General features: G+C 69.3%; 19 protein-coding genes. 10 read left to right on the forward strand and 9 right to left on the reverse strand.

All coding sequences use genetic code 11. From position 1 onward, the window contains the following. Window positions 1-35 precede the first annotated feature (35 nt). Window positions 36-905 carry an aldo/keto reductase gene (locus ACEN9J_RS27870; RefSeq protein WP_413762614.1) on the forward strand — a complete coding sequence of 290 codons (870 nt, stop codon included), beginning with the start codon at window positions 36-38 and terminating at the stop codon, window positions 903-905. A gap of 7 nt (window positions 906-912) precedes the next feature. On the opposite strand, the gene ACEN9J_RS27875 is transcribed toward ACEN9J_RS27870, so the two are convergent. Next, window positions 913-1,575, reverse strand: coding sequence for a TetR/AcrR family transcriptional regulator (locus ACEN9J_RS27875; protein WP_261210781.1), 663 nt, complete (start codon window positions 1,573-1,575; stop codon window positions 913-915). Window positions 1,576-1,764: 189 nt separating this feature from the next. Here ACEN9J_RS27875 and ACEN9J_RS27880 point away from each other — a divergent pair, with 189 nt between their 5' ends. From ACEN9J_RS27880 to ACEN9J_RS27900, 5 genes are read left to right on the forward strand one after another with little or no spacing between them, the layout of a single operon-like run. After that, a complete protein-coding gene (locus ACEN9J_RS27880) occupies window positions 1,765-3,885 on the forward strand; it encodes a hydantoinase/oxoprolinase family protein (RefSeq protein WP_413762615.1) in 2,121 nt (706 codons plus the stop codon). Beyond that, the gene (locus ACEN9J_RS27885; protein WP_413762616.1) at window positions 3,882-5,606 is read left to right on the forward strand and encodes a hydantoinase B/oxoprolinase family protein; all 1,725 of its coding nucleotides are present in this window, start codon (window positions 3,882-3,884) and stop codon (window positions 5,604-5,606) included. Before ACEN9J_RS27880 ends, ACEN9J_RS27885 begins: the two co-directional genes overlap by 4 nt. A gap of 60 nt (window positions 5,607-5,666) precedes the next feature. After that, entirely contained in the window at window positions 5,667-6,668 is a 1,002-nt protein-coding gene (locus ACEN9J_RS27890; protein ID WP_261210783.1) for an ABC transporter substrate-binding protein, read from the forward strand. Window positions 6,669-6,693: 25 nt separating this feature from the next. Next, complete coding sequence (locus ACEN9J_RS27895; protein ID WP_261210784.1) at window positions 6,694-7,461, forward strand: ABC transporter ATP-binding protein; 768 nt, start codon at window positions 6,694-6,696, stop codon at window positions 7,459-7,461. A 2-nt stretch (window positions 7,462-7,463) separates the two neighbouring features. Then, entirely contained in the window at window positions 7,464-8,252 is a 789-nt protein-coding gene (locus ACEN9J_RS27900) for an ABC transporter permease (protein WP_057591526.1), read from the forward strand. A gap of 68 nt (window positions 8,253-8,320) precedes the next feature. Here the strand turns inward: ACEN9J_RS27900 and ACEN9J_RS27905 are convergent, their stop codons facing one another. From ACEN9J_RS27905 to ACEN9J_RS27940, 8 genes are all read right to left on the reverse strand, one after another. Then, the gene (locus ACEN9J_RS27905) at window positions 8,321-9,808 is read right to left on the reverse strand and encodes a nucleobase:cation symporter-2 family protein (protein WP_057591525.1); all 1,488 of its coding nucleotides are present in this window, start codon (window positions 9,806-9,808) and stop codon (window positions 8,321-8,323) included. A 172-nt stretch (window positions 9,809-9,980) separates the two neighbouring features. After that, window positions 9,981-10,973, reverse strand: coding sequence for an NAD-dependent epimerase/dehydratase family protein (locus ACEN9J_RS27910; protein ID WP_413762617.1), 993 nt, complete (start codon window positions 10,971-10,973; stop codon window positions 9,981-9,983). A gap of 102 nt (window positions 10,974-11,075) precedes the next feature. Beyond that, complete coding sequence (locus tag ACEN9J_RS27915) at window positions 11,076-11,618, reverse strand: helix-turn-helix domain-containing protein (RefSeq protein ID WP_413762618.1); 543 nt, start codon at window positions 11,616-11,618, stop codon at window positions 11,076-11,078. Window positions 11,619-11,629: 11 nt separating this feature from the next. Beyond that, complete coding sequence (locus ACEN9J_RS27920; protein ID WP_057591523.1) at window positions 11,630-12,397, reverse strand: GntR family transcriptional regulator; 768 nt, start codon at window positions 12,395-12,397, stop codon at window positions 11,630-11,632. A 46-nt stretch (window positions 12,398-12,443) separates the two neighbouring features. Beyond that, window positions 12,444-13,184 carry an aspartate/glutamate racemase family protein gene (locus ACEN9J_RS27925; protein WP_057591522.1) on the reverse strand — a complete coding sequence of 247 codons (741 nt, stop codon included), beginning with the start codon at window positions 13,182-13,184 and terminating at the stop codon, window positions 12,444-12,446. A gap of 28 nt (window positions 13,185-13,212) precedes the next feature. Then, on the reverse strand, window positions 13,213-14,706 hold the full coding sequence (locus ACEN9J_RS27930; RefSeq protein ID WP_413762619.1) for an NCS1 family nucleobase:cation symporter-1: 1,494 nt from the start codon (window positions 14,704-14,706) through the stop codon (window positions 13,213-13,215). A gap of 251 nt (window positions 14,707-14,957) precedes the next feature. Beyond that, complete coding sequence (locus ACEN9J_RS27935) at window positions 14,958-16,649, reverse strand: S-layer protein (RefSeq protein ID WP_413762620.1); 1,692 nt, start codon at window positions 16,647-16,649, stop codon at window positions 14,958-14,960. 182 nt (window positions 16,650-16,831) lie between these two features. Then, window positions 16,832-17,752 (reverse strand): LysR family transcriptional regulator, encoded by a 921-nt coding sequence (locus ACEN9J_RS27940; RefSeq protein WP_057596544.1) that lies wholly within the window; start codon window positions 17,750-17,752, stop codon window positions 16,832-16,834. 156 nt (window positions 17,753-17,908) lie between these two features. Here ACEN9J_RS27940 and ACEN9J_RS27945 point away from each other — a divergent pair, with 156 nt between their 5' ends. From ACEN9J_RS27945 to ACEN9J_RS27960, 4 genes are all read left to right on the forward strand, one after another. Next, window positions 17,909-18,799 (forward strand): amino acid ABC transporter substrate-binding protein, encoded by an 891-nt coding sequence (locus ACEN9J_RS27945; RefSeq protein WP_413762621.1) that lies wholly within the window; start codon window positions 17,909-17,911, stop codon window positions 18,797-18,799. Between the two features lie 77 nt (window positions 18,800-18,876). Continuing rightward, the gene (locus tag ACEN9J_RS27950; protein WP_413764625.1) at window positions 18,877-20,127 is read left to right on the forward strand and encodes an aminotransferase class V-fold PLP-dependent enzyme; all 1,251 of its coding nucleotides are present in this window, start codon (window positions 18,877-18,879) and stop codon (window positions 20,125-20,127) included. An 83-nt stretch (window positions 20,128-20,210) separates the two neighbouring features. Next, window positions 20,211-21,002, forward strand: a complete 792-nt coding sequence (locus ACEN9J_RS27955; RefSeq protein ID WP_413762622.1) for an acetoacetate decarboxylase family protein — start codon at window positions 20,211-20,213, stop codon at window positions 21,000-21,002. 58 nt (window positions 21,003-21,060) lie between these two features. Then, the gene (locus ACEN9J_RS27960) at window positions 21,061-21,864 is read left to right on the forward strand and encodes an AraC family transcriptional regulator (RefSeq protein WP_413762623.1); all 804 of its coding nucleotides are present in this window, start codon (window positions 21,061-21,063) and stop codon (window positions 21,862-21,864) included. Window position 21,865: the final 1 nt, after the last annotated feature.

Consider the following 21,865-nt stretch of genomic DNA (forward strand, 5'->3'; position numbering starts at 1 on the left):
CGCGTGTGGCATTCGGCCGGCGCTAGCATGGCCCGATGCGAACACTCTCCTTTCCCCAAGGCGCCGGCAACGGCAACGAGATGCCCGTGCTCGGGCTGGGCACCTGGCGCATGGGCGAGGCCGCGGGCCGCCGCCAGGCCGAGGTGGCCGCGGTGCGCGAGGCCATCGCGCTCGGCTACCGGCTGATCGACACCGCCGAGATGTACGGCGAGGGCGGTGCCGAGACCGTGGTGGGCCAGGCCGTGGCCGAGGCGCTGCGTGCCAGCGAGGTGCGGCGCGACGAGCTCTTCATCGTCAGCAAGGTCTATCCGCACAACGCGAGCCGGCGCGGCACGCCCGAGGCCTGCGAGCGCAGCCTGAAGCGCCTGGGCCTCGATGCCATCGACCTCTACCTGCTGCACTGGCGCGGCAGCCATCCGCTGGCCGAGACCGTCGACGCCCTGCAGGCGCTGGTGGCGCGCGGGCGCATCGCGCGCTGGGGCGTGAGCAACTTCGACACCGACGACATGGAGGAGCTGGCGCCGCTGGGGCAGGGCGGTCCCGCGTGCGCGGCGAACCAGGTCTACCTGTCGCTCGGCGAGCGCGGTCCCGAGTTCAGCCTGCTGCCCTGGCAGCGCGAGCGCGGCATCCCGCTGATGGCCTACAGCCCGATCGACCAGGGCGCGCTGGCCGACGACGAGGGGCTCGGCGAACTCGCGGCGGACCTGGGCGTGAGCGCGGCCCAGCTCGCGCTGGCCGCGGTCATCGCGCGGCCGGGCGTGGCGGCGATTCCGAAGGCGGTGGGCAGCGCGCATCTGAAGGAGAACTTCGCGGCGGCCTCGTTGACGCTCGATGCCGGCGTGCTCGAGAAGCTCGACCGGCTGCATCCGCCGCCGAAGCGCAAGACGGCGCTGGCGATGATCTGAGCGGACCTCACGCGGCTTCGCCGCTGCGGTCGCAGAGGTAGCTGATCACCATGTCCGAGGCGTGCCTGAGCCGCGACTGCTGGCGGTCCGCCGCGCCGAGGTCGACGTCGAGCACGTACGAGAGCGTGTAGCGGTTGGTGATGAAGTACGAGCCCAGGCCCGAGATCGAAACATAGAGGTCGACCCAGTCGGCATCGCGGCGGAACACGCCCTTCTGCTTGCCAGATTCGAGGATGGTCGACAGCGCGGTGCGCAGCGGGTTGAACATCTCCGAGATCACTTTCGACTTGCGGATGTGCACCGCCTTGTGCAGGTTCTCGGTCGACAGCAGCTGGTGGAACTCGGGCTGGTCGATGAAGTGCTGCACCGTCTTCTCGACCAGCTCGCGCATGTCGCGCACCGGGTCCTCGCCCGTGAGCGCGAGCTCGTTCTGGCGTTCGCGCATCGCGCCGTAGGCGCGCTCCATCACCTCGATGAACAGCGCCTCCTTGCTGTCGAAGTAGTGATAGACGAGGTTCTTGCTGATCTTGCAGCGGGCCACGATCGCGTCGATGCGCGCGCCGTCGTAGCCGTGCGCGGCGAACTCCTTGCTCGCGATCTTCAAGATCCGGTCTCGCGTTGCCACGGCATTGCGCTGCCGCGGCTTGGGCGTCTTTGTGTCGTGTGTCATGGGTCCTGATGTCGGCGAGGCACCACCGAGGCCGCGAGTCTACTTCCGGCGCGGGCGCGAAAAAGATGCAAAACAAAGGTTGACACCGTGCGGTCACGGCTCCTATATTTCGCCCTCAATGGTACTAGCCAGTTAGTTAGTTAAGGCCGGTCCCATTATCGTCCAACCCCGCTAGAACGGAGCATCACAATGGGTTCTGCACCACAGCGAAGCAAAGGCGTGCGCGTCGGATGCGATATCGGAGGAACCTTCACCGATATCGTGCTCGCGATGCCCGACGGCCGGCTCTTCGTCAACAAGACGTCCACTACGCCGGAGGACCTCGGCAAGGCGATCGTCAACGGCCTGCGCGCATTGATCGACCAGGCCGGCATCGCGCCGGGCGACATCGCCGAGATCGTGCACGGCACCACCACCGCGTCGAACACCATCCTGCAGAAGGTCGGCGCGAACACCGGCGTGCTCACCACCGAGGGTTTCCGCGACGTGCTGGAGATCGGCCGCATCCGCACGCCCACCATGTTCGACCTCGGCTGGCAGAAGCCGCAGCCGCTGGCCACGCGCCGCTGGCGCCGCGGCGTGCGCGAGCGCATGGGTTCGCGCGGCGAGGTGGTCGTGCCGCTCGACGTCGAGCACCTGCTCGAGCAGGCCGGCGAGCTGGTGGCCGACGGCGTGAACGCGGTCGCGCTGTGCTTCCTCAACAGCTACATCAACCCGGCGCACGAGCTCCAGGCCAAGGCCGCGCTGCAGGCGCGCTTTCCCGAGCTGCTGCTGAGCGTGTCGTGCGAGGTGCTGCCCGAGATCAAGGAGTACGAGCGCACCAGCACGACGGTGGTCAACGCCTACATCCTGCCCGCGATGAAGACCTACCTCGCGCGCCTGAAGAAGGACCTGCGCGACATGGGCGTCGATGCCTCGCTGCAGGTGATGGCCTCCAACGGCGGCATGATGGGCATCGCCTCCGCGACCGAGAAGCCGGTGTTCGCCGTGGCCTCGGGCCCGGCGGGCGGCGTGGCCGGTGCCGCTCGCATCGGCGCGATGGGCGGCGACGACGACCTGATCGTCTTCGACATGGGCGGCACCACCGCCAAGGCCTCGGTCATCGTCGGCGGCCAGCCCTCGCTGACCAACGAGTACGAGTTCCGCGACGGCATCAGCGCGCCGAGCCGCTTCGTCAAGGGCGGCGGCTACGTGCTCAAGGTGCCCGCGATCGACATCGCCGAGGTGGGCGCGGGCGGCGGCTCGATCGCCTGGATCGACGGCGGCGGCCTGCTGTGCGTCGGACCCGAATCGGCCGGTGCCTCGCCGGGTCCGGCCTGCTATGGCAACGGCAACGAGCGCCCGACCGTGACCGACGCCAACATGGTGCTCGGCTACCTCAATCCGCAAGCGCTCGCGGGCGGCAGCCTGCCGGTCTCGCCCGAGTTGTCGGCGCGGGCGATCGATGCCCACGTGGCCGGGCCGCTGAAGCTCGACCGCCTCGCCGCGGCGCACGGCATCCGCCAGGTCGCCAACGTGAACATGGCACGCGCGATCCGCGCGGTGACGGTGGAGCGCGGCCGCGATCCGCGCGACATGTCGATGATCGCCTTCGGCGGCGGCGGCCCGCTGCATGCGGTGGCGGTGGCGCGGCTGCTCGGCATCCGCCGCGTGATCGCGCCGATCATGGCCGGCGTCTTCTGCTCGGCCGGCATGCTCTCGGCCGACGCCGAGCACAACTTCGTGAAGGCGGTGCTGCGCCCGCTGGCCGATTGCGAACCGGCCGCGCTCGCGCGCGCCACCGCGGTGCTCGCCGACCAGGGCTTCACGGTGCTGGCCTCCGAAGGCTACGCGGCCGACGCGGTGCGCGTGGAGCGCTTCGCCGACCTGCGCTACCTCGGCCAGAGCTCGGAACTCACCGTGGCGCTGCCCGCGGGCACGCTCGACACGGCCGTGCTCGAGCAACTGGCGCGCGACTTCCATGGGCTCTACCAGCAGACCTTCGGCTACAGCAGCGACGAGCCGCTCGAGCTGGTCAACCTGCGCGTCAGCGCCCATGGCCGCAGCGACTTCCGGCTCGACTTCGCCAAGTGCCGCGTCGACGCCACCGCGCTGCAGGGCACGCAGGGCGAACGCCTCGTGAGCTTCGCGCCCGGCGAGGCGCCCGCTTCGACGCCCGTGGTCCCGCGCGCCAGCCTCGGTGCCGAGCCGGTGCAGGGGCCGCTGATCGTCGAGTCCTACGACACCACCATCGTCGTGCCGCCGCACTGCAGCGCACGCGCCGATGCCATCGGCAACATCGTCATCGACCTCCAGGAGATCCCGGCATGAACCGCGCCATCGACCCGATCACCTTCGCGGTGGTCAAGAACGCGATGGATTCCATCGTCGACGAAGTGGCCTATACCGTGCTGCGCACCGCGCGCTCGGAGATCGTCAAGGACGTGATGGACTACTCGGCCGCGATCTGCGACCGCCACGGCCAGATGATCGCGCAGGCCAAGACCATCGCGCTGCACCTGGGCGCCATCCCCGAGGCCATGGCCGAGGTGCGCAAGCGTTACGGCGATGCGCTCGCGCCGGGCGACGCGGTGATCGTCAACGATCCCTACCAGGGCGGCATGCACCTGCCGGACATCTTCATGTTCGTGCCCTTCTTCTACCGCGAGGAGCTCGAGGGCTTCTGCGTCGTCATCTGCCACCACACCGACGTGGGCGGCCGCGTGCCCGGCTCGAACGCCAGCGACTCGACCGAGGTCTACCAGGAAGGCCTGCGCATCCCGGTGGTCAAGCTCTACGAACGCGGCTCGGTCAACGACATCATGGAACGCGTGATCGCGCAGAACGTGCGCGTGCCCGACCGCGTGCTCGGCGACCTGCGCGCGCAGTACGCGGCCTCGCAGGTGGGCGTGCGCGAGCTCACGGCGCTGTTCGACCGCTATGGCCGCGACGACGCGCGGCGCTACTTCGCCGAACTGCTCGACTATGCCGAGCGGCTCACGCGCGAGGAGATCCGCCGCTGGCCCAAGGGCACCTTCCACTTCGAGGACTTCATCGACGACGACGGCCTCTCGCCCGAGCCGATCCCGATCCGCGTCGCGCTCACGGTGCACGAGGATCGCGTCAGCGTGGACTACACCGGTTCCTCGCCGCAGGTGCGCGCGGCGATCAACTCGACGCTGTCGTACACCAAGTCCTGCACCTACCTCAGCGTGCGCTGCGCATTGAAGGGCGACGTGCCGAACAACGCCGGCGTGTTCCGCTGCATCGAGGTGCACGTGCCCGAGGGCACCGTGCTCAACCCGATCGAGCCGGCCGCGGTCGCGGCGCGCGCGCTCACCGGCTACCGCGTGTTCGACGCGATGCTCGGCGCGCTGGCCCAGGTGGTGCCCGACCGCATTCCCGCCGCGGGCGAGGGCGGCAACACCGTGGTCTGCCTCTCGGGCAAGAAGGACGACGGCAGCGGCTACATCATCGTCGACATGATCTGCGGCGCCTGGGGCGGCCGCCCAGGTTCCGACGGCATCGAGGCGATCACCAATGCCTCGCAGAACCTCTCGAACACGCCGGTGGAAACGCTGGAGGCGCAGCATCCGGTGCGCGTCGAGGCCTACGAGCTCGAGCCCGACTCCTGCGGTGCCGGCCGCTACCGCGGCGGCCTCGGCATTCGGCGCAGCTACCGCGTGCTGGCCGACGACGTGCTGCTGCAGCTGCGCGCCGACCGCATGAAGTTCCAGCCCTACGGCCTGCAGGGCGGCCTGCCCGCGAAGTCGGCCTCGAACCGGCTGCAGCACGCGGGCGAGACCACCGAGCTCGCGAGCAAGGTTGGCATGCGCATTGCGAGAGGCAGCGTGGTGACGCACACGCAACCCGGTGGCGGTGGCTTCGGCGATCCGCTGCTGCGCCCCGCGCAAGAGATCGAGCGCGACGTCTGGGACCACAAGCTGTCGGCCGACTTCGTGCGCCGGCACTACCGCGCGGTGGTCGATCCGGCCAGCGGCCGCCTCGATGCCGCGCAAACCCAGGCACTGCGCGCCGGCACGGCGGACTGAAGCACCGCGCCGTTCCCGCGATTCCCCCACCACCCCATGACGAAGAAGCAGAGGTAAGCGATGAAAAGACGTACGTTGACCCAAGGCCTCGCGGCGATGGCCGCGCTCCCGGCGCTGTCCCTCGGCCTGCGAACGGCGCAGGCGCAGGGGGCCACCAAGCTGCGCGTGCGCATGGACTTCTCGCCCTGGGGCATGCACGGCGCGGTGCACCTGGCCCAGCAGAAGGGCTGGTTCAAGGACGAGGGCCTGGAGGTCGAGGTGCAGGACGGCACCGGCACCATCTCGACGCTGCAGCTGCTCGCGGCGGGGCAGGTCGACGTGGGCCAGGTGGCGCTCGGCACCATGGCGGTGGCGAAGGAGAACGGGCTCGAGCTGGTCTCGATCGCCGGCTTCGCGCGCACCGGCGACCTCGCCGTCATGACCGACGCGGCGCAGGGCGTGAAGTCGCCGAAGGAGCTCGCGGGCAAGAAGATCGTGTGCTTCACGACCAGCCCGTGGGCGCCGTTCATCGAGCCCTTCCTCAAGGCCAACGGCATGAGCAAGAGCAGCATCGAGCTGGTGATGGTCACGCCCAGCGCGATGATCTCGACCTATGCCTCGGGCAACAGCGACGGCTTCATGTCGCAGGCCCCGTTCGGCCAGCCCATGGTGCTGAAGACCCGCAAGGCCAGCGCGCTGCTGCTGGCCGACAGCGGCATCAGCTTCCCGAGCTACGGGCTGGCCACGACGCCGAAGGCGATCGAATCGAAGCAGGCCGCGATCGCGAAGTTCACGCGCGTGCAGCTGCGCGCCTGGCAGTACATCCACGACAACCACATCGACGAGGCGGTGGCCGCCATCGTGGCGCAGCGGCCCAATGCGCGGCTCGACCCCGAGGTGCTCAAGGGACAGCTCGTGGCCTACCGCCCCTTCTTCCAGAGCCCGGGCGACAAGAACCTGCCGATCGGCCAGCAGTCCGACGCGGACTGGGCCGCGGCGATCCGCTCGATGGAACAGACCGGCCAGATCAAGCCGGGCCGCAAACCCTCCGACTACTACACCAATGCGCTCCTTTCCGTCTGAAGCGCCCGCGCGCGGAGCCCACCACGTGGCCGATTTCCTGTCGATCGACGGCCTCCACAAGGTCTACCAGTCCGGCCGCAAGCCGATCACCGCGCTGCAGGACGTGCGCCTCGGCGTCGCGCGCGGCGAGTTCGTCTCGATCGTGGGCCCGAGCGGCTGCGGCAAGAGCACGCTGATGCGCTGCATCGCCGGGCTCGAGCCGATCACCAGCGGCCGGCTCGCGCTCGACGGCGTGCCGATCACCGAGCCGCCCGACAACATGGGCGTGGTGTTCCAGCGCGACCTGCTGCTGGAGTGGCGCAGCATCCTCGACAACGTGCTGGCGGCCGCCGAGTTCCACGGTCTCGAGCGTGCGCGGCACGCGCCGCGCGCGCGCGAACTGCTGGCCCTGTTCGGCCTGGCCGACTTCATGGACCGCTATCCGCGCGAGCTCTCGGGCGGCATGCGCCAGCGCGTGTCGATCTGCCGCGCGCTGCTGCTCGATCCGCAGCTGCTGCTGATGGACGAACCCTTCGGCGCGCTCGACCCCTTCACGCGCGACGCGCTCAACGCGGAGCTGCAGCGCACCTGGATGGCGACCGGCAAGACGGTGATCTTCATCACCCATTCGATCACCGAGGCCGTGTACCTCGGCGGGCGTGTGGTGATGATGGCGCGCGGCCCGGGCCGCATCGCCGACATCCTGCCGATCGAGCTCGAGCGGCCGCGCGGCCTCGACGTGCGCGAGACGCGCGAGTTCGCGGCCTACGTGTCGCGCATCAAGGAAACCTTCCGCGAACTGGGCGCCTACTGACCATGAAGACACTCTGGAACCACACCGAGCGCAGCCGCCAGGCCCTGCTCACGCTCGCGGTGCTGCTCGTGGCCTGGGAGGCGTGCGTGCGCCTGCTCGGCATCCGCGACTTCCTGCTGCCCGCGCCCTCGAAGATCATCGGGCAGTTCTTGGCGCAGCCTGGCTACCTGCTGCGCGAGACGCTCGACACCTTGCTCACCACGCTGTACGGCTTCGTGCTGGCCGTGGTGCTCGGCGTGGCCGCGGCCATCGGCATCGTCTACTCGCGCTTCCTCGACCGCACGCTCTACTCGCTGCTGGTGGCGCTCAACGCCGTGCCCAAGGTCGCGCTCGCGCCGCTGTTCGTGATCTGGATGGGCACCGGCGCGCTGCCCAAGGTGGCGATCGCGATGCTGATCGCGATCTTTCCGATCCTGATCGACTGCGTGCTGGGGCTGCGTTCCACCGACCCCGACATGCTCGACATGGCGCGGGTCAACAAGGCCACGCGCGGGCGCATCCTCTGGAAGATCCGCTTTCCCAATGCGCTGCCGAGCCTGTTCGCGGGCATGAAGGTCGGCGTGTCCTTCGCGCTGGTGGGCACCATCGTGGGCGAGTTCGTGGCCGGCGAATCGGGTCTGGGCCACGTGATCCTGGTGGCGCAGGGCAGCTTCGACACCTCCACCGTGTTCGTCGCGCTCGCGCTGCTGTGCGTGCTCGGCGTGGTGCTGTTCAAGGGGATCGAGCTGGCCGAGGAGCGGCTGCTCGGCTGGCATGCCTCGCAGCGCGGCGTGCCGGCGCACGCGGTCTAGCAGAGGCCGTGCGCGCTGCATGAAAAAAGGGGCCGACGGCCCCTTCGTTCGTTGTGGCGTGCAGCGGCTCAGTGCGCATCCGCATGCTTGGCCGCCGCGATCACCGCCTGCTCGTCATGCTTCGCGCCGTTGAGGAACAGGTTCAGCAGCACCGCCGCGATCGATGCGAGCAGGATGCCCGACTCGATCAGCGAGTGGATCGCATGCGGCATCCACTGCTTGAAGTTGGGCGCGATCAGCGGAATCATGCCGACGCCGATCGAGACCGCGACGATCATCGCGTTGTGGCGATTGTGCTTGAAGTCCACGCCCGAGAGGATGCGGATGCCGGTGGCGGCCACCATGCCGAACATCACGAGACCCGCGCCGCCGAGCACCACGGTGGGCAGCGACTCCACCAGCGCCGCCATCTTCGGCAGCAGGCCCAGCACGATCAGGATGATGCCTCCGGCCACGCAGACATAGCGGCTCTTGATGCCGGTGACGGCGACCAGGCCCACGTTCTGCGAGAAGCTGGTGTAGGGGAAGGTGTTGAAGATGCCGCCGATCAGCGTGCCCAGGCCGTCGGTGCGCAGGCCCTTGGCGAGGTCCTGCTGCGAGATCCTGCGCTCGGTCATCTCGCCGAGCGCGAGGAACATGCCGGTCGACTCGATCATCACCACCACCATGATCAGCGTCATCGTGAGGATCAGGATCGGGTCGAACTGCGGCATGCCGAAGTGGAAGGGCAGCACGATGTCGAACCACGCGGCCTTGCCGACCTTCTCGTAGGTCATGAGGCCGGTGAGCGAGGCCACGACCGCGCCGATGACGATGCCCAGCAGCACCGAGATGTTGGCGACGAAGCCCTTGGCGTACTTCACGATCAGCAGGATCGAGACCAGCACCAGCGCGGCCACGCCCAGGCCCGAGAGGTCGGCGTACTTGGGGTTGGGCACCGTGGGCATGATCGCGAAGCCCTTGGGCACCGCGGGGATGGAGCTGCCGGGCGAGGTCACCTCGGCCAGCCACTTGGCGTAGACCGGGTCGACCAGCGCGGGCGCCGTCGGGCCCACGGGATTGCCGAAGATCCAGTTGATGCCCACGCGCATCAGGCTGATGCCGATCACCGCGATGATGGTGCCCGTGACCACCGGCGGGAAGAAGCGCAGCATGCGGCTCACGAAGGGCGCGATCAGTATCGAGACGATGCCCGCGCCGATGATGGCGCCGAACAGCAGCTGCGCGCCGTTCTGGCCCGGGTTGGCATTGGCGATGGCCACCATGGGCGCCACCGAGGCGAAGGTCACGCCCATCATCACGGGCAGCTTGATGCCGAACCATTGCGTGGCGCCGAGCGCCTGGATCAGCGTGGCGATGCCGCAGCAGAACAGGTCGGCCGAGATCAGCAGCGCGACCTCGTCGGGCGAGAGCTTGAGCGCGCGGCCCACGATCAGCGGGACCGCGACCGCGCCCGCGTACATGACCAGCACGTGCTGCAGGCCCAGGGCGGTGAGCTTGCCGGCGGGCAGGCGCTGGTCCACCGGATGGACTGGGGAAAGGGAGTCGGCCGTCATCGTGAATCTCCTGCTGCGGCAATGAGAGAAAGACAGGGAGAGGTGCGGCGCGCAGTCGTCGGGCGCGTCCACCGCATCTGGTGTACGCGAAACTGTATACAATTTATGCGGCAATCCGGACTGAGGAAAACCCGGAGGGCCCGGGTGGGCCGGAGGCCGTGCCGCGGCGGGTTCAGGCCACGGGGTAGGGACCGTTTTCGAAGCGCTGCGCGTGGTAGCCCTTGCTGCCCACGGCGTGCGCCAGGTCGCTGCGGAAATCGCGGCCCTCGCGCAGGCTTTGCAGCACCTGCGCGAAGTTGTGCTTCGGCGCCCAGCCCAGGTCGCGCCGCGCGCGTTCGTTCACGTACACGCGGTCGAGCTGCGCGGGCAGGGTCCAGCCGCGCCGTTCGTAGAGCGCCTCGCAGTCCGGGAAATGCCGGCGCAGCACGGCCGGTGCATCGCTGCGCAGCAGCTCGAGCTCGTCGCGCGCGAAGGGCGTGGTGGCCGAGACGATGTAGCGGCCGAAGCCCAGCGCCGGTGCGCGCCGTGCCGCGCACAGGTGCGCCTCGACGATGTCCGCGATGTCGGCGCGGCGGTGCAGCAGCTCGTTGGCCTGGGCGTTCTCGAGCGAATGGCGTTCGCGCGCGCGCGGATCGTCGTCGTCCTCGGGGAAGAAGCGCGAGGTGCGCAGCACGATCGCATGGAGACCGTGCTCGCGGTGGAACAGCTGGCACAGGTCCTCGGCCGCGGTCTTGGTCGCGCCGTAGATGTTCTTCGGGATCGGCGTCACCTCTTCCGTGATCCAGGCGGCGGGCTCGCCCGCGGCCGGCGTGAGCGCCGAGCCGAAGCTGCTGGTGGTGCTCGTGAACACGAAGGCCTGCACGCCGGCCGCCACCGCCTCCTCGAGCAGCGCGAGCGTGCCCGCGATGTTGGTCTCGACGAAGTCCTGCTTCGCATGCGTGGCCACGTGCGGCTTGTGCAGGGTGGCGGTGTGCAGCACCGTGCGCACGCCGCGCATGCACTCGCGCACGAAGCCGCGGTCGGCGATGGAGCCGGTGCGGTCGGTGAAAGGCGAGGCGAGCAGGTCGATGCCGCGGGCCTCGCCCAGGGTGTCGGGGTGCGCGCGCAGATGGCGCATCAGTGCTTCGCCGAGATGGCCGGCGCTGCCGGTGACCAGGGTGGTCATGGGAACGGTTTCCTTCCTGCGATGGGGATTCTCGAAACCGCGAGGCTAGCGCGAGGCCGCGCGCCCCGTCCACGCATAAGTTATGCGTGGGGCGGTCCGCCCTCAGGCGATGGTGGTGACCAGCCGTCCCGCGCTGCCGTCGGCCAGCGCGATGCGTTCCCACAGCACGCGGCCCGGCAGGATCGGAATCACGGGGTCGAGCGTGCCGGCGGTCGCGATCTCGAGCGTGGCCAGCTCGCCCTCGTGCCAGCCGCGGTCCGCGAGCGTGGCCTCGGCCGCGAGGATCTCCCGCGAGGCATAGCCGATCAGCGAGCGGCCGATGAACTCGGCCGGGTCGGCGCGCCATTCGGACTGGCGCGCGGGAGAGGCCGCGAGCAGCCGGTGCGTGCGGTCGCAGATCAGGTGCACCTTGCGCGTGGACGACTCCACCAGCCGCTTGAGCGCCGCGTCCTGGCGCGGATCGCGCGCCGCGGCCAGCAGCCGGTGCGCGGCCGCCTGCTGCGCCTTCGACAGCAGCAGGTCGCCGCGCTCCCAGCGCGACACCGTGGCCTGGTGCACGCCCATGAGCTGCGCGAAATGGCTCTGCTTGAAGCCGCGCAGCAGCCGAAGCCGTTTGAGCGCGAGACCGGTGTCGTGGGCCGCCATGCGCGCGTTCCTCAGGCCAGCAGCGCCTTCACCAGGTCGAGCTGGCGGTCGGGCTTGCCGGTGCCGAGCTCGAGGCTGGCCTCGATGCGGTCGAGGTGTTCGATCATGCAGTTCACGGCGGCCTCCACGTCGCCGGTGCGGCAGATGCGCAGGAAGTCGGCATGCTCGTCGGACGAGCAGTGCGGATCGTTCGACGAGTGGTAGAGCATCGCGATCAGCGAGCTGCGTGCGACCAGCTCGCGCACCAGCTCGGCCAGCGTGTGGTTGCCCGTGGCCTCGGCCAGCGCGACGTGGAAGTCGCCCAGCAGCTTCTCGCGCACCGTGCCCATGGTGGTGGTCTGGCGCAGCGCGTTGCGCTCGAAGCGGATGTGCTGGTCGAGCGCCTGGTAGTCGCGCGGCCGCGCGTTGGCGATGAACAGCCGCACCACCTCGCGCTCGAGGATGCGGCGCACCGCGAACACCTCGCGCGCTTCCTCCACGGTGGGCTGGCAGACGAAGGCGCCCTTGTCGGGAATGATCTCGATCAGCTTGTCCTTCGACAGCATCAGGAGCGCCGCGCGCACCTTGGTGCGGCTCACCGAATAGACGCGGCCCAGCGCCTCCTCGCGCAGCCAGGTGCCGGGCGGCAGGCGCTTCTCGACGATGGCGGTGGCGATGTCCTGGGCGATGCTCTCGATGGAGCTGGCCTTGTCCGCCTTCTCGCTGGCGGCGGCCGGGCCGTCGCCGGACGCAACCGGCGCGGCGGGGGAAGGAGCGGGGGTGGAACGTGCGCGGGGCATCGGTGGATTGTCGCTTGGCGCAAGCCGGTGCCGGGCGCACATGCTGCTATGGCCTCGCGAGGGTGAAGCCTTCGAGCGCGCCGACCATGGTCTTGGGCAGCGGCCGCGCGAGCTCGCCGCGCTTGCTGGTGCGCAGCTTGAGCCGCACCAGCGATTCGATCAGCTGCGTGCCCGCGGCCACGCCGTCGATCACCGGCACGCCGAGCAGCTCGCCGATGTGCTCGCACAGGTCGGTCATGCCGGCGCAGCCGAGCACGATGCAGTCGGAGCCGTCCTCCTCGAGCGCGCGCCGGCATTCCTCGACGATGCGTTCGCGCGCGCGCGAGCCCGGCTCCTCGAGCTCGAGCACCGGCAGCTCGCAGGCGCGCACGTTGGCGCAGAAGCGCTCCATGCCGTAGATCTCCGCCAGGTGCCAGGCCTGGCCGATGGTGCGCCCCAGGGTGGTGACCACGCTGAAGCGGCTGCCGACCATGCTGGCCAGGTGCATCGCGGCCTCGGCGATGCCCACCACCGGCCCGCGCGCGAGCTCGCGCGCGGCCTTCAGGCCCGGGTCGCCGAAGCAGGCGATCACGTAGCCGTCGATGCCGTCGCGCTCGCCGGCCGCGATCTCCTGCAGCAGGCCGGGCACGGCCAGCGCCTCGTCGTAGTGGCTCTCGATGGACACCGGGCCCATGGCCGGGCTCACGGCCACGATCTCGGTGCCGGCGTGCGCCACCGCGCGGGCGCAGGCACCGATCTTCTCGGTCATGCTCCAGGTGGTGTTGGGGTTGATGATCTTGATGCGCACGGTGCGCTCCCTTTCTCTTGCAGTGTGTTCAGCTCTTGGTGTTGCGGTTCAGCAGCGCGTAGATCACGAAGCCCAGCGCCATGCCGATGAACCAGGCGTAGTTGGCCGCGCCGCGCAGGGTCGGCACCATCACGCACAGGATCGGCACGATCGCCGAGGGGATCAGCGCCTGGATCGCCTTCGGGTTGTAGCCGCCGCTGTACCAGTACTTGCCCTGCGTGCTCATGCTGTAGAGCGCATCCACGTCGATCTGCTGCTTGCGCACCAGGTAGTAGTCGGCGATCAGGATGCCGAACAGCGGGCCGATGAACGAACCCAGCACGTCGAGCGTGTAGTGGATGACCTCGGGGCTGTTGTAGAGGTTCCACGGCGTGAGGAACACCGAGCCCACGGCGGCGATCATGCCGCCGGTGCGCCAGCTGATGTGCTGCGGCGCCACGTTCGAGAAGTCGAAGGCCGGCGAGACGAAGTTGGCGACGATGTTGATGCCAATGGTGGCGATCATGAAGGTCAGCGCGCCCAGCACCACGGCGGTGGTGCTGTCGATCTTGCCCACCGTGTGCACCGGGTCGGTGATCAGTTCGCCGAACACCGGCAGCGTGGCGGCGGTGGTGATCACGGTCAGCAGCGAGAAGAACACGAAGTTGATCGGCAGGCCCCAGAAGTTGCCCTTCTTCACCGCGTCGAAGCTCTTGCCGTAGCGCGAGAAGTCGCCGAAGTTGAGCATCGGGCCGCTGAAGTAGCTGACCACCAGCGCGATGGCCGACAGCATCACCGGCAGCGCGTCCCAGCCCTGGAACTTGATGCCGCCGAGATTCAGGTCGATGTTCTTCCAGCCGGCCTTCCACACCAGCCAGCCGCACAGGATGGCCATCACCACGTAGACCGCCGGACCGGCCCAGTCGATGAACTTGCGGATCGCGTCCATGCCGTGCCAGAACACGAGGGCCTGCAGCACCCACATCACCATGAAGGCGACCCAGCCCAGCGTCGACAGGCCGACGAAGCCGTGCTGCGCCAGGTCGGCGTAGGGCGCGAGGTTGGGAAACATGTGCAGCGCCAGCACCATGAAGGCGGCCGAGGCGAGGTAGGTCTGCACGCCGTACCAGGCCACCGCGATCAGGCCGCGGATGATGGCCGGGATGTTGGCGCCGAGCACGCCGAAGGAGGCGCGGCACATCACGGGGTAGGGCGTGCCGGTCACCTGGCTGGGCTTGGCGACCAGGTTGCAGAAGATCTGCACGATCACGATGCCCACCAGCAGCGACACCAGCACCTGCCAGCTCGACAGGCCCAGCGCGAACAGGCTGCCGGCCGTGATGTAGCCGCCCACGCTGTGCACGTCGGACATCCAGAACGCGAAGATGTTGTACTGCCCCCAGGTCTGCTTCTTGAGCGGCGCGAGGTCCTCGTTGGTCAGGCGCGGGTGGTAGCCGGGCTTGATGAGGGCATTCGATTCGGCATGCGCCGGGGCGCTGGCTGCGCTGGCCCCGGCGGGCGTCTGGCTGACGGCTGTGCTCATGGTCTTTACCTCGTCTCTTCGATTGGGTTGCGTTGGAGGACCTGCTTGCGACGCAATTTGTGCGCCCGTTTTTGAGTTCGTTATTTGTATACAAAAACTGAGCACAATCAAGATCATCCAGATATTCATATATCCGTAGATTCCCTGAGACGCCGGCGGGCGGGTGCGGACCGCTGCTGCAAGAAAAAGAGCGCCGGGCCCAGGGGCCACGGCGCTCTCGCGCGGAAAGGGAGGGGGAAGACGGGCCGGGCCTACTTCGCCGCCACCTTCACGAACACCGGGTTCGAATAGAACCAGAGGTCGGCGTAGTTGCGCGCGTTGATCGCGTTGAAGCGCGCCACGTTGTCGTTGCCCTCCGTGCGCGCGTCGGGCAGCGGCTCGCCGTTGGCGGTCTCGCCGGGCACGTCGGTCCCCAGGTTGGTGCCGCGCAGCCGGAAGTACTGGTTGGCGCCGGCCTTCACGGTGAAGCTGGCGGCGTAGTAGCCCTCGGCGTCGAGCTTCCAGTCGGCGCGCGTGAAGCGCTTGACGACGCGTGTCGACGGATTGGTCGCGCGGTCGTAGCCGGGCGTGCCGGGCTGTTCGCGGCCGGTCACGTCGCCCGCGATCAGGTCGATGTGGTCGACCACGGGCTTGACGTTGGCGTAGAGGCCGCTGCCGAGCTGGTACTCGAAGTTGTTGCGCTCGGGGCTCCGGAAGCGCACGGTGATCCGCAGCTCCTCGCCCGCGGCGGCCGCGAGTTCGCTGCCCATCCGGCCGGCGCCCTTGCTGCCTTCCACCCGGAAGTCGAGCGCGTCGATCAGGTCGCCGTTGACCGCGAACAGCCGGCCCGTGCGCATCGCCGCGAGCAGCGACTTCGGATCCTTGATGTCGCCGAACAGGTGGTTCTTGGCGTACTCGCCGGGCGCGTAGCCGCTGCTGTAGAGGCCCTGCGAGGTGGTGAAGTGGTAGTCGGAATCGGCCACGTTCCAGATGCGGCGGCCTTCCGACAGCAACGCGTCCCAGGTGCCGCCGAGCTTGGCGACCAGGTAGTCGACGCCGCCATAGGTGCGCGAGGGCAGGTTGGCGTCGATGTAGGCGCTGTTGTAGCCGCCGCGGTCGGGCTCCATCTGGTTGCCGACCATGCCTTCGAGCGAGAACACGATGTCGGGCGCGAGGTCGTTCATCTCGCGCAGCTGCGCGATCGTGTACTTGCCGGGGTTGCGCGAGGGATGGTTGATCTGCAGGTAGCTGGTGGCCGGGTAGTTCTTCTTGAGCCAGGCCACGGCCTGCATCGTCTCGGCATGGGTGTTGTAGCCGGTGCCGGCCTTCGGGCCCCAGGCGGCCACGTCGGCGGCCGGGAACAGCGCGGCGTCGCGGTTGGTGAACAGGTATTCGAACTGGCTCACGGCCTTGAGCGCGGCGTCCGACATCGGGCTGTCGGTCAGGATGCCGACGTTGCCGTGATCGTGCGCGGGCATGTCCCACTCGGCCGAGGCGAAGATGGTCTTGTCGGCGTACTTGCCGCCGGCCTGCAGCGCCTTGATGCGTGGCACTTGGTACTTGGCCATGCCCTCGGAGAAGGGGATCTGCGCCGGCAGCTTGTTGCCGGCGTTGTCGTAGGACGAGAGGCGCAGGTGGTCCGAGATCGCGACCCAGTCCAGGCCGAAGCGGTCGAAGGCCTTGGCCAGCACCTGGTCGAGCGTGGAGATCTGCTGCGTGTCGTCCGACTGCCAGGTGTGGACGTGCAGGTCGCCGACGGTCCAGCGGCCGGCTTCGGCGGCCGGCGCGGGCGGCGGGGCCGGGGGCGCGGGTGCCGGGGCGGGCGCCGGCGCGGCGGGCAGGCCGCCGAACAGCACGCCGCTGTCGGAACCGCCGCCGCAGCCGGCGAGCAGGGCCGTGCCGAGCACGAGCGAGAAGGCGAGGCGCGACAGCGGCAGGCCGGGGAGGGAAGGCAGGGATTTCATGAAGACGGAAACAGGAACGCGGAGAGGAGCACGAGGCAGCCACGACGATGTCGCGACGCTCGGGGACGGACCCGGCGCGCGGGCGCCGGGAACGCGCTGCAGTCTCGGTGCGCGCCATGACGCGCCCATGAAAGATTTTTGAAAGTCACGCCGCCGTCATGCCCGCGGCATGACCCGCGACATCAGCCCGTCACCGCATCGTCGGCCTGCGCCTGGAACATGCGCGTGAAGTCGCAACAGGACTGCGCGAGCATCACGATCGACGAGGTCAGCGCGCTGCGGTGCTCGCCCTTGTGCATCGCCACGTAGCGCACCACCGGCAGGGCCGGCGCCACCTCGATCTCGGCCAGCATGCCGGCGGCCACCATCGGCCGCAGGCATTCGCGCGGCAGGTAGCTCACGCCCAGGCCCGACACCGTGAGGCCGACCAGCGCGATCAGGTTGCTGACCACGATGGTGTCGGCCGGCTGCACGCCCTGTTCCTTCATCCAGGCGTCGTAGGCGCGGCCCGTGCCCGAGTTGCCGCCCTGCACCAGCATGCGCTGGCGCGCCAGCTCGTGCAGCCGCAGCGGCGCGTCGACGGGCACCACGCCGGGCTTGCACATCCAGGCGCTCTTCACCTCGCCGATCGCCTTGCTCGCCATGCGCGCGTCGGCGAAGCTGTCGGGCAGGAACACCAGGTCGAGCTCGTCGGCCAGCAGTTTGTCGCGCAGCTGCAGGCTGTCGTCGACGTCGGGCTCGAGGATCACCTTCGGGTAGTGCTGCTGGATCAGCCGCACCAGCCGCGGCAGCCAGGTCATGGCCGTGAGCTCGGTCACGCCGATGCGCAGCCGGCGCTCCACCACGCCGGGCTTGCCGAACTGCTCGACTGCCGCGTCGCGCTGCGCCAGCAGCTTCTGCGCGAGCACGTACATCTCCTCGCCCTTCTCGGTGAGCCGTGCGCTGCGCTGGCTGCGGTCGAACAGCTCGGTGTCGAACAGCGCCTCGAGCTCGTGCACCCGCTTCGACACCGCCGACTGCGAGGTGTGGAGCTGGTTCGCGGCCTGCGCGAAGCCGCCCAGGCGGGCGATCCAGTACAGGGCCTCGAGCTGCTTGAAGGTCATCATGGCGGTGCGTTCCTTGGGCGACAGAACACTTTAAGCGATCTTTTTCGATGAATAAAAATCGCTTTTGGAAACTTGAAGCCGCGCCGAAGATGCGCTCCGAACCGGTTGCGCCCACCACTTTCGTATTCAACCCACACGGCCAAGGACTTCACCATGCACTTCCCACGCCCCGCCGCACTCGGCATCGCCCTCGTAGTGGCCTGCGGCGTCGCCGCCGCCCAGGACAGCGGCACGCTGCGCAAGATCAAGGACAGCGGCACCATCCAGATCGGCAGCCGCGACACCCAGATCCCGTTCTCGTACAAGACCAGCGCCGACGCGGCGCCGATCGGCTTCACCAACGAGATCTGCCTGAAGATCGTCGAGGCGGTGAAGGCGAAGCTGAACCTGCCGAAGCTCGACGTGCGCTACACGCTGCTGAACTCCACCAACCGCATCCCGCTGCTGCAGAACGGCACCGTGGACCTCGACTGCGCGACCACCACCAACACCACGCAGCGCCAGCAGCAGGTGGACTTCGCACCCAGCCATTTCGTCACCAACATCACGGCGGCGGTCAAGAAGAGTTCGGGCATCAACAGCTTCGCCGACCTGCAGGGCAAGACCGTGGCTACCGTGGCCGGCAGCACCTCGATCCAGCTGCTGCGCGGCGCGCGCAAGAGCGGCATCGACGTGCAGGAGATCGCGGGCAAGGACACGGCCGATGCCTTCCTGCTGCTCGCGAGCGACCGTGCCGCGGCCTACGTGCTCGACGACGTGCAGCTCGCCGGCCTGATCGCCAACCAGCCCAACGCGGGCGACTACAAGCTGCTGAAGGAATCGCTGCGCCAGGAGCCCTACGGGATCATGCTGCGCAAGGACGATCCCGAGTTCAAGGCGATCGTCGACCAGACCGTGGCCGGCCTCATGAAGTCGGGCGAGATCGACAAGCTCTATGCGCGCTGGTTCACGCAGCCGATCCCGCCGCGCAACGTGAGCCTCGACTTCCCGATGTCGGACGCGGTGCGCGAGACCTACAAGAACCCGAACAACAAGGGCGTGTGAGCGTGAGCGCTTCTTCTTCCTTTTCTTCCCCGAACGGTGCGCGGCATCCGCGCGGCCTGGCCTTCTCCGACGCCTTGATGCGCGAGGTGCGCGAGCGCTTCCTGCTCGTGGAGCGCGACCACCACGGGCGCGAGCGCCTGTACTTCGACAACGCGGGCGGCTCGTTCCGGCTCAAGGCCGCCATCGAGCGCTTCGCGGCCATCGACGCGGTGCCCGACAACACCGAGCGCATCCACGAGACCGCGCTCGAGCTGCAGGCCGTGCAGGCGCGCGGCTGGGACGACGTGCGCACCATCCTCAATGCCGAGGGCGGCAGCATTTTCGCGGCGCTCACCGCCTCGGGCGCCATGTTCGACATGGTGCGCGCGGTGGCCGAGAACGTGCCTGGCACGAACATGGTGACCACCGTGCTCGAACATCCCTCGGCCTACGACGCGATGGCGCTCTATGCCGAGCGCACCGGCCGCGAATTGCGCGTGGCGCGCAGCAACCCCGAGACCGGCGGCATCGACGTCGACGAGATCGTGCGGCTGGTCGACGCGGATACCTGCCTGCTCAACGTGATCTACGCCTCGAACATCTCGGGCGCGAAGCTCGACATCGAGGCCATCGTGCGGCGCGCGCGCGAGGTCAAGCCCGATCTCTACATCGTGGTGGACGCGGTGCAGCATGCGCCGCACGGGCTGATCGATCTGCGCAAGACGCCGGTGGACGGCATCAACCTCGCGCCCTACAAGTTCTTCGGCTGCCGCGGCTCGGGCATCGCCTGGATGTCGGAGCGCGCCGCGGCCCTGCCGCACCACAAGCTCGCGGGCAAGAAGGCCGGCCACTGGGACCTCGGCAGCGTGGCGCCCTGGCAGTTCGCGGTGGTCAGCGAGATCGTCGACTACGTCTGCTGGCTCGGCGGCCACTTCAGCGAGGCCACCGGGCGGCGCGAGCTGTTCGCGGCCGGCATCGAGCACATCGAGCTGCACGAACGCGCGCTGCTCGCGGCGCTGCTCGAGGGCGTGGACGGCCAGCCGGGCCTGCGCGCCATGCCGGGCGTGCGCGTGTTCCTCGACCACCCGGACCTGAGCCGGCGCGACCTGATCCTGGGCATCGGCTTCGACGGCCTGGACTGCACGCGCGCCGTGCACGAGTACGGGCTGCGCGGCGTCACGGTCTACGAGCGCACGGCCGCGAGCATCTACTCGAAGCGCATGCTCGATTCCTTCGGGCTCGAGGGCACGGTGCGCGTGTCGCCGCTGCACTGCAACTCGATGGCGGAAATGGCGCGCTTCCTCCAGGTGACGCAGGAGATCGCGCGGGCCTTCGCGGCGGCGGACTGAGGCGACGGGACACCGCGGCGGGATCACTGGCGTACAAGACGCCCGCGCGCGGGCGTCCTATCGTGAGGCGGTCTTCCACTCCCGTGAACCGCCTCCCGATGCCCACCCCGTTCTCGCCTCCCTTCACCGCCTCCGGCCGCAGCGCGCTCGTGCAGGCGCCGCCCTGGCACTACGCCGGCTGGCTGGTCAACGTGGCCTTCGCCTTCGAGGCCGAACGCGCCGCCGCGCTGCTGCCCGCCGGGCTCGGCCGGGCCACCGGCCAGGGCTGCGTGCATTTCGCCGACTGGCAGTTCTGCGGCGCCGATGGCGCGGAGCTGCTCGATCCCGTCTATGCGCAGTACCGCGAGACCATCGTGGTGCTCGAGATCGAAGGCCCTCCGGGCGAACAGCGTTTCTATTGCCCCTTCATCTACGTCGACCAGGACATCTCGCTGCTGCGCGGCTGGCTGCAGGGCTGGCCCAAGAAGATCGGCCAGACCTGGGTCACGCGCAGCCTGCCGATCGCCCATCCGGCGGCCGCGTCGCTGGGCCGCGGCGGCCGGCTCGGCGCCAGCCTCAGCGTGAAGGAGCGCCGGCTGGTCGATGCCAGCGTCACATTGAACGGCGAGCCCGGCGAACGGCTGGGCTTCCTGCGCGCGCCGACCATCGGCGCGATCGGCTGGCCCGACCTGACGCGGCCGCGGGAGGTGCCGGTGCCGCGCCATCTGCGCGCCGACATCGTCGACCGCGTGGAGTCGGGCTGGAGCGCGGGCAGCGCCACCCTGCGCTTCCACGACCATCCGGTGGAGGAGCTCGCGCTGCTCGGCGAGGTGCGCGCCACCCAGGCCACGGCCGGCTGGATGGGGCTCACGGTGCGCGGTGCCTTCGCTGCCTAGGTCGAAGCCGATGCCCGCGGCGATCGTGTCGAGGGCGCTGCTGCGCTACCCTCGCGCGATGACCGCCGTCGCCGCGCCGCCGCCGTCCTCCCGCCTGGTCGTGCTGCCCTCGGGCGAGGGCCTGCGCGTGGAGGCGCTGTTCGCGGCCGAGCCGCGCGCCCGCTTCGCGCCGCACTGGCATCCCGAATGGAGCGTGGGCGCCATCCTCGAGGGCCACTGCGAGTTCACCTGCGATGGCGAGGCGCTCGTGGCCCATGCGGGCGAGCTGGTGCTGATGGCACCCTACATGCTGCACACCGCGGGCGTGAGCCGGCGCAGCTTCCGCATGGTGATGCTCTATGTGCCGCACGGCTGGGTCGCGGCGCGGCTGGGTTGGCCGGCGGATTCGCGCGGTGCCCTGCGGTGCAAGGTGCTGCCCGATGCCGCACTGGTCGAGGCCTTGGCTGCCGCCGCCACGGCAGCGGACGGCGCGGGCATCGCCCACCTGGTCGAGCGCATCCTGCGTGCCCAGGCCGGCCCCGAACTCATGGCGCTGCAGCCGCCGGCGCCCGATGCGCGCGTGGCGGAGATCTGCGCGCTGCTCGCCGGGGAGGATGCCTGCCGCATCGATCCGGCCGCGCTCGCGCGCCGCATGTGCGTGTCGCGCGAGCACTTCCAGCGTGCCTTTCGCGAGGCCGTGGGCATGACGCCCGCGCACTACGCGCGGCATGCGCGCATCGGCCGCGCCAAGGCGCTGCTGCGCGAGGGCGTGGCCCTGAAGGACGTGGCGGCCGAATGCGGCTTCGCCGACCAGGCGCATTTCTCGCGCTGGTTCCGGCGCTGCTTCGGGGTGGCGCCGGGGCGGTATCGCGTGGCCGCCTGAG

It is taken from the genome of Variovorax sp. Varisp41 (genome assembly GCF_047325085.1).
In the GTDB taxonomy this organism is placed as follows: domain Bacteria; phylum Pseudomonadota; class Gammaproteobacteria; order Burkholderiales; family Burkholderiaceae_C; genus Variovorax.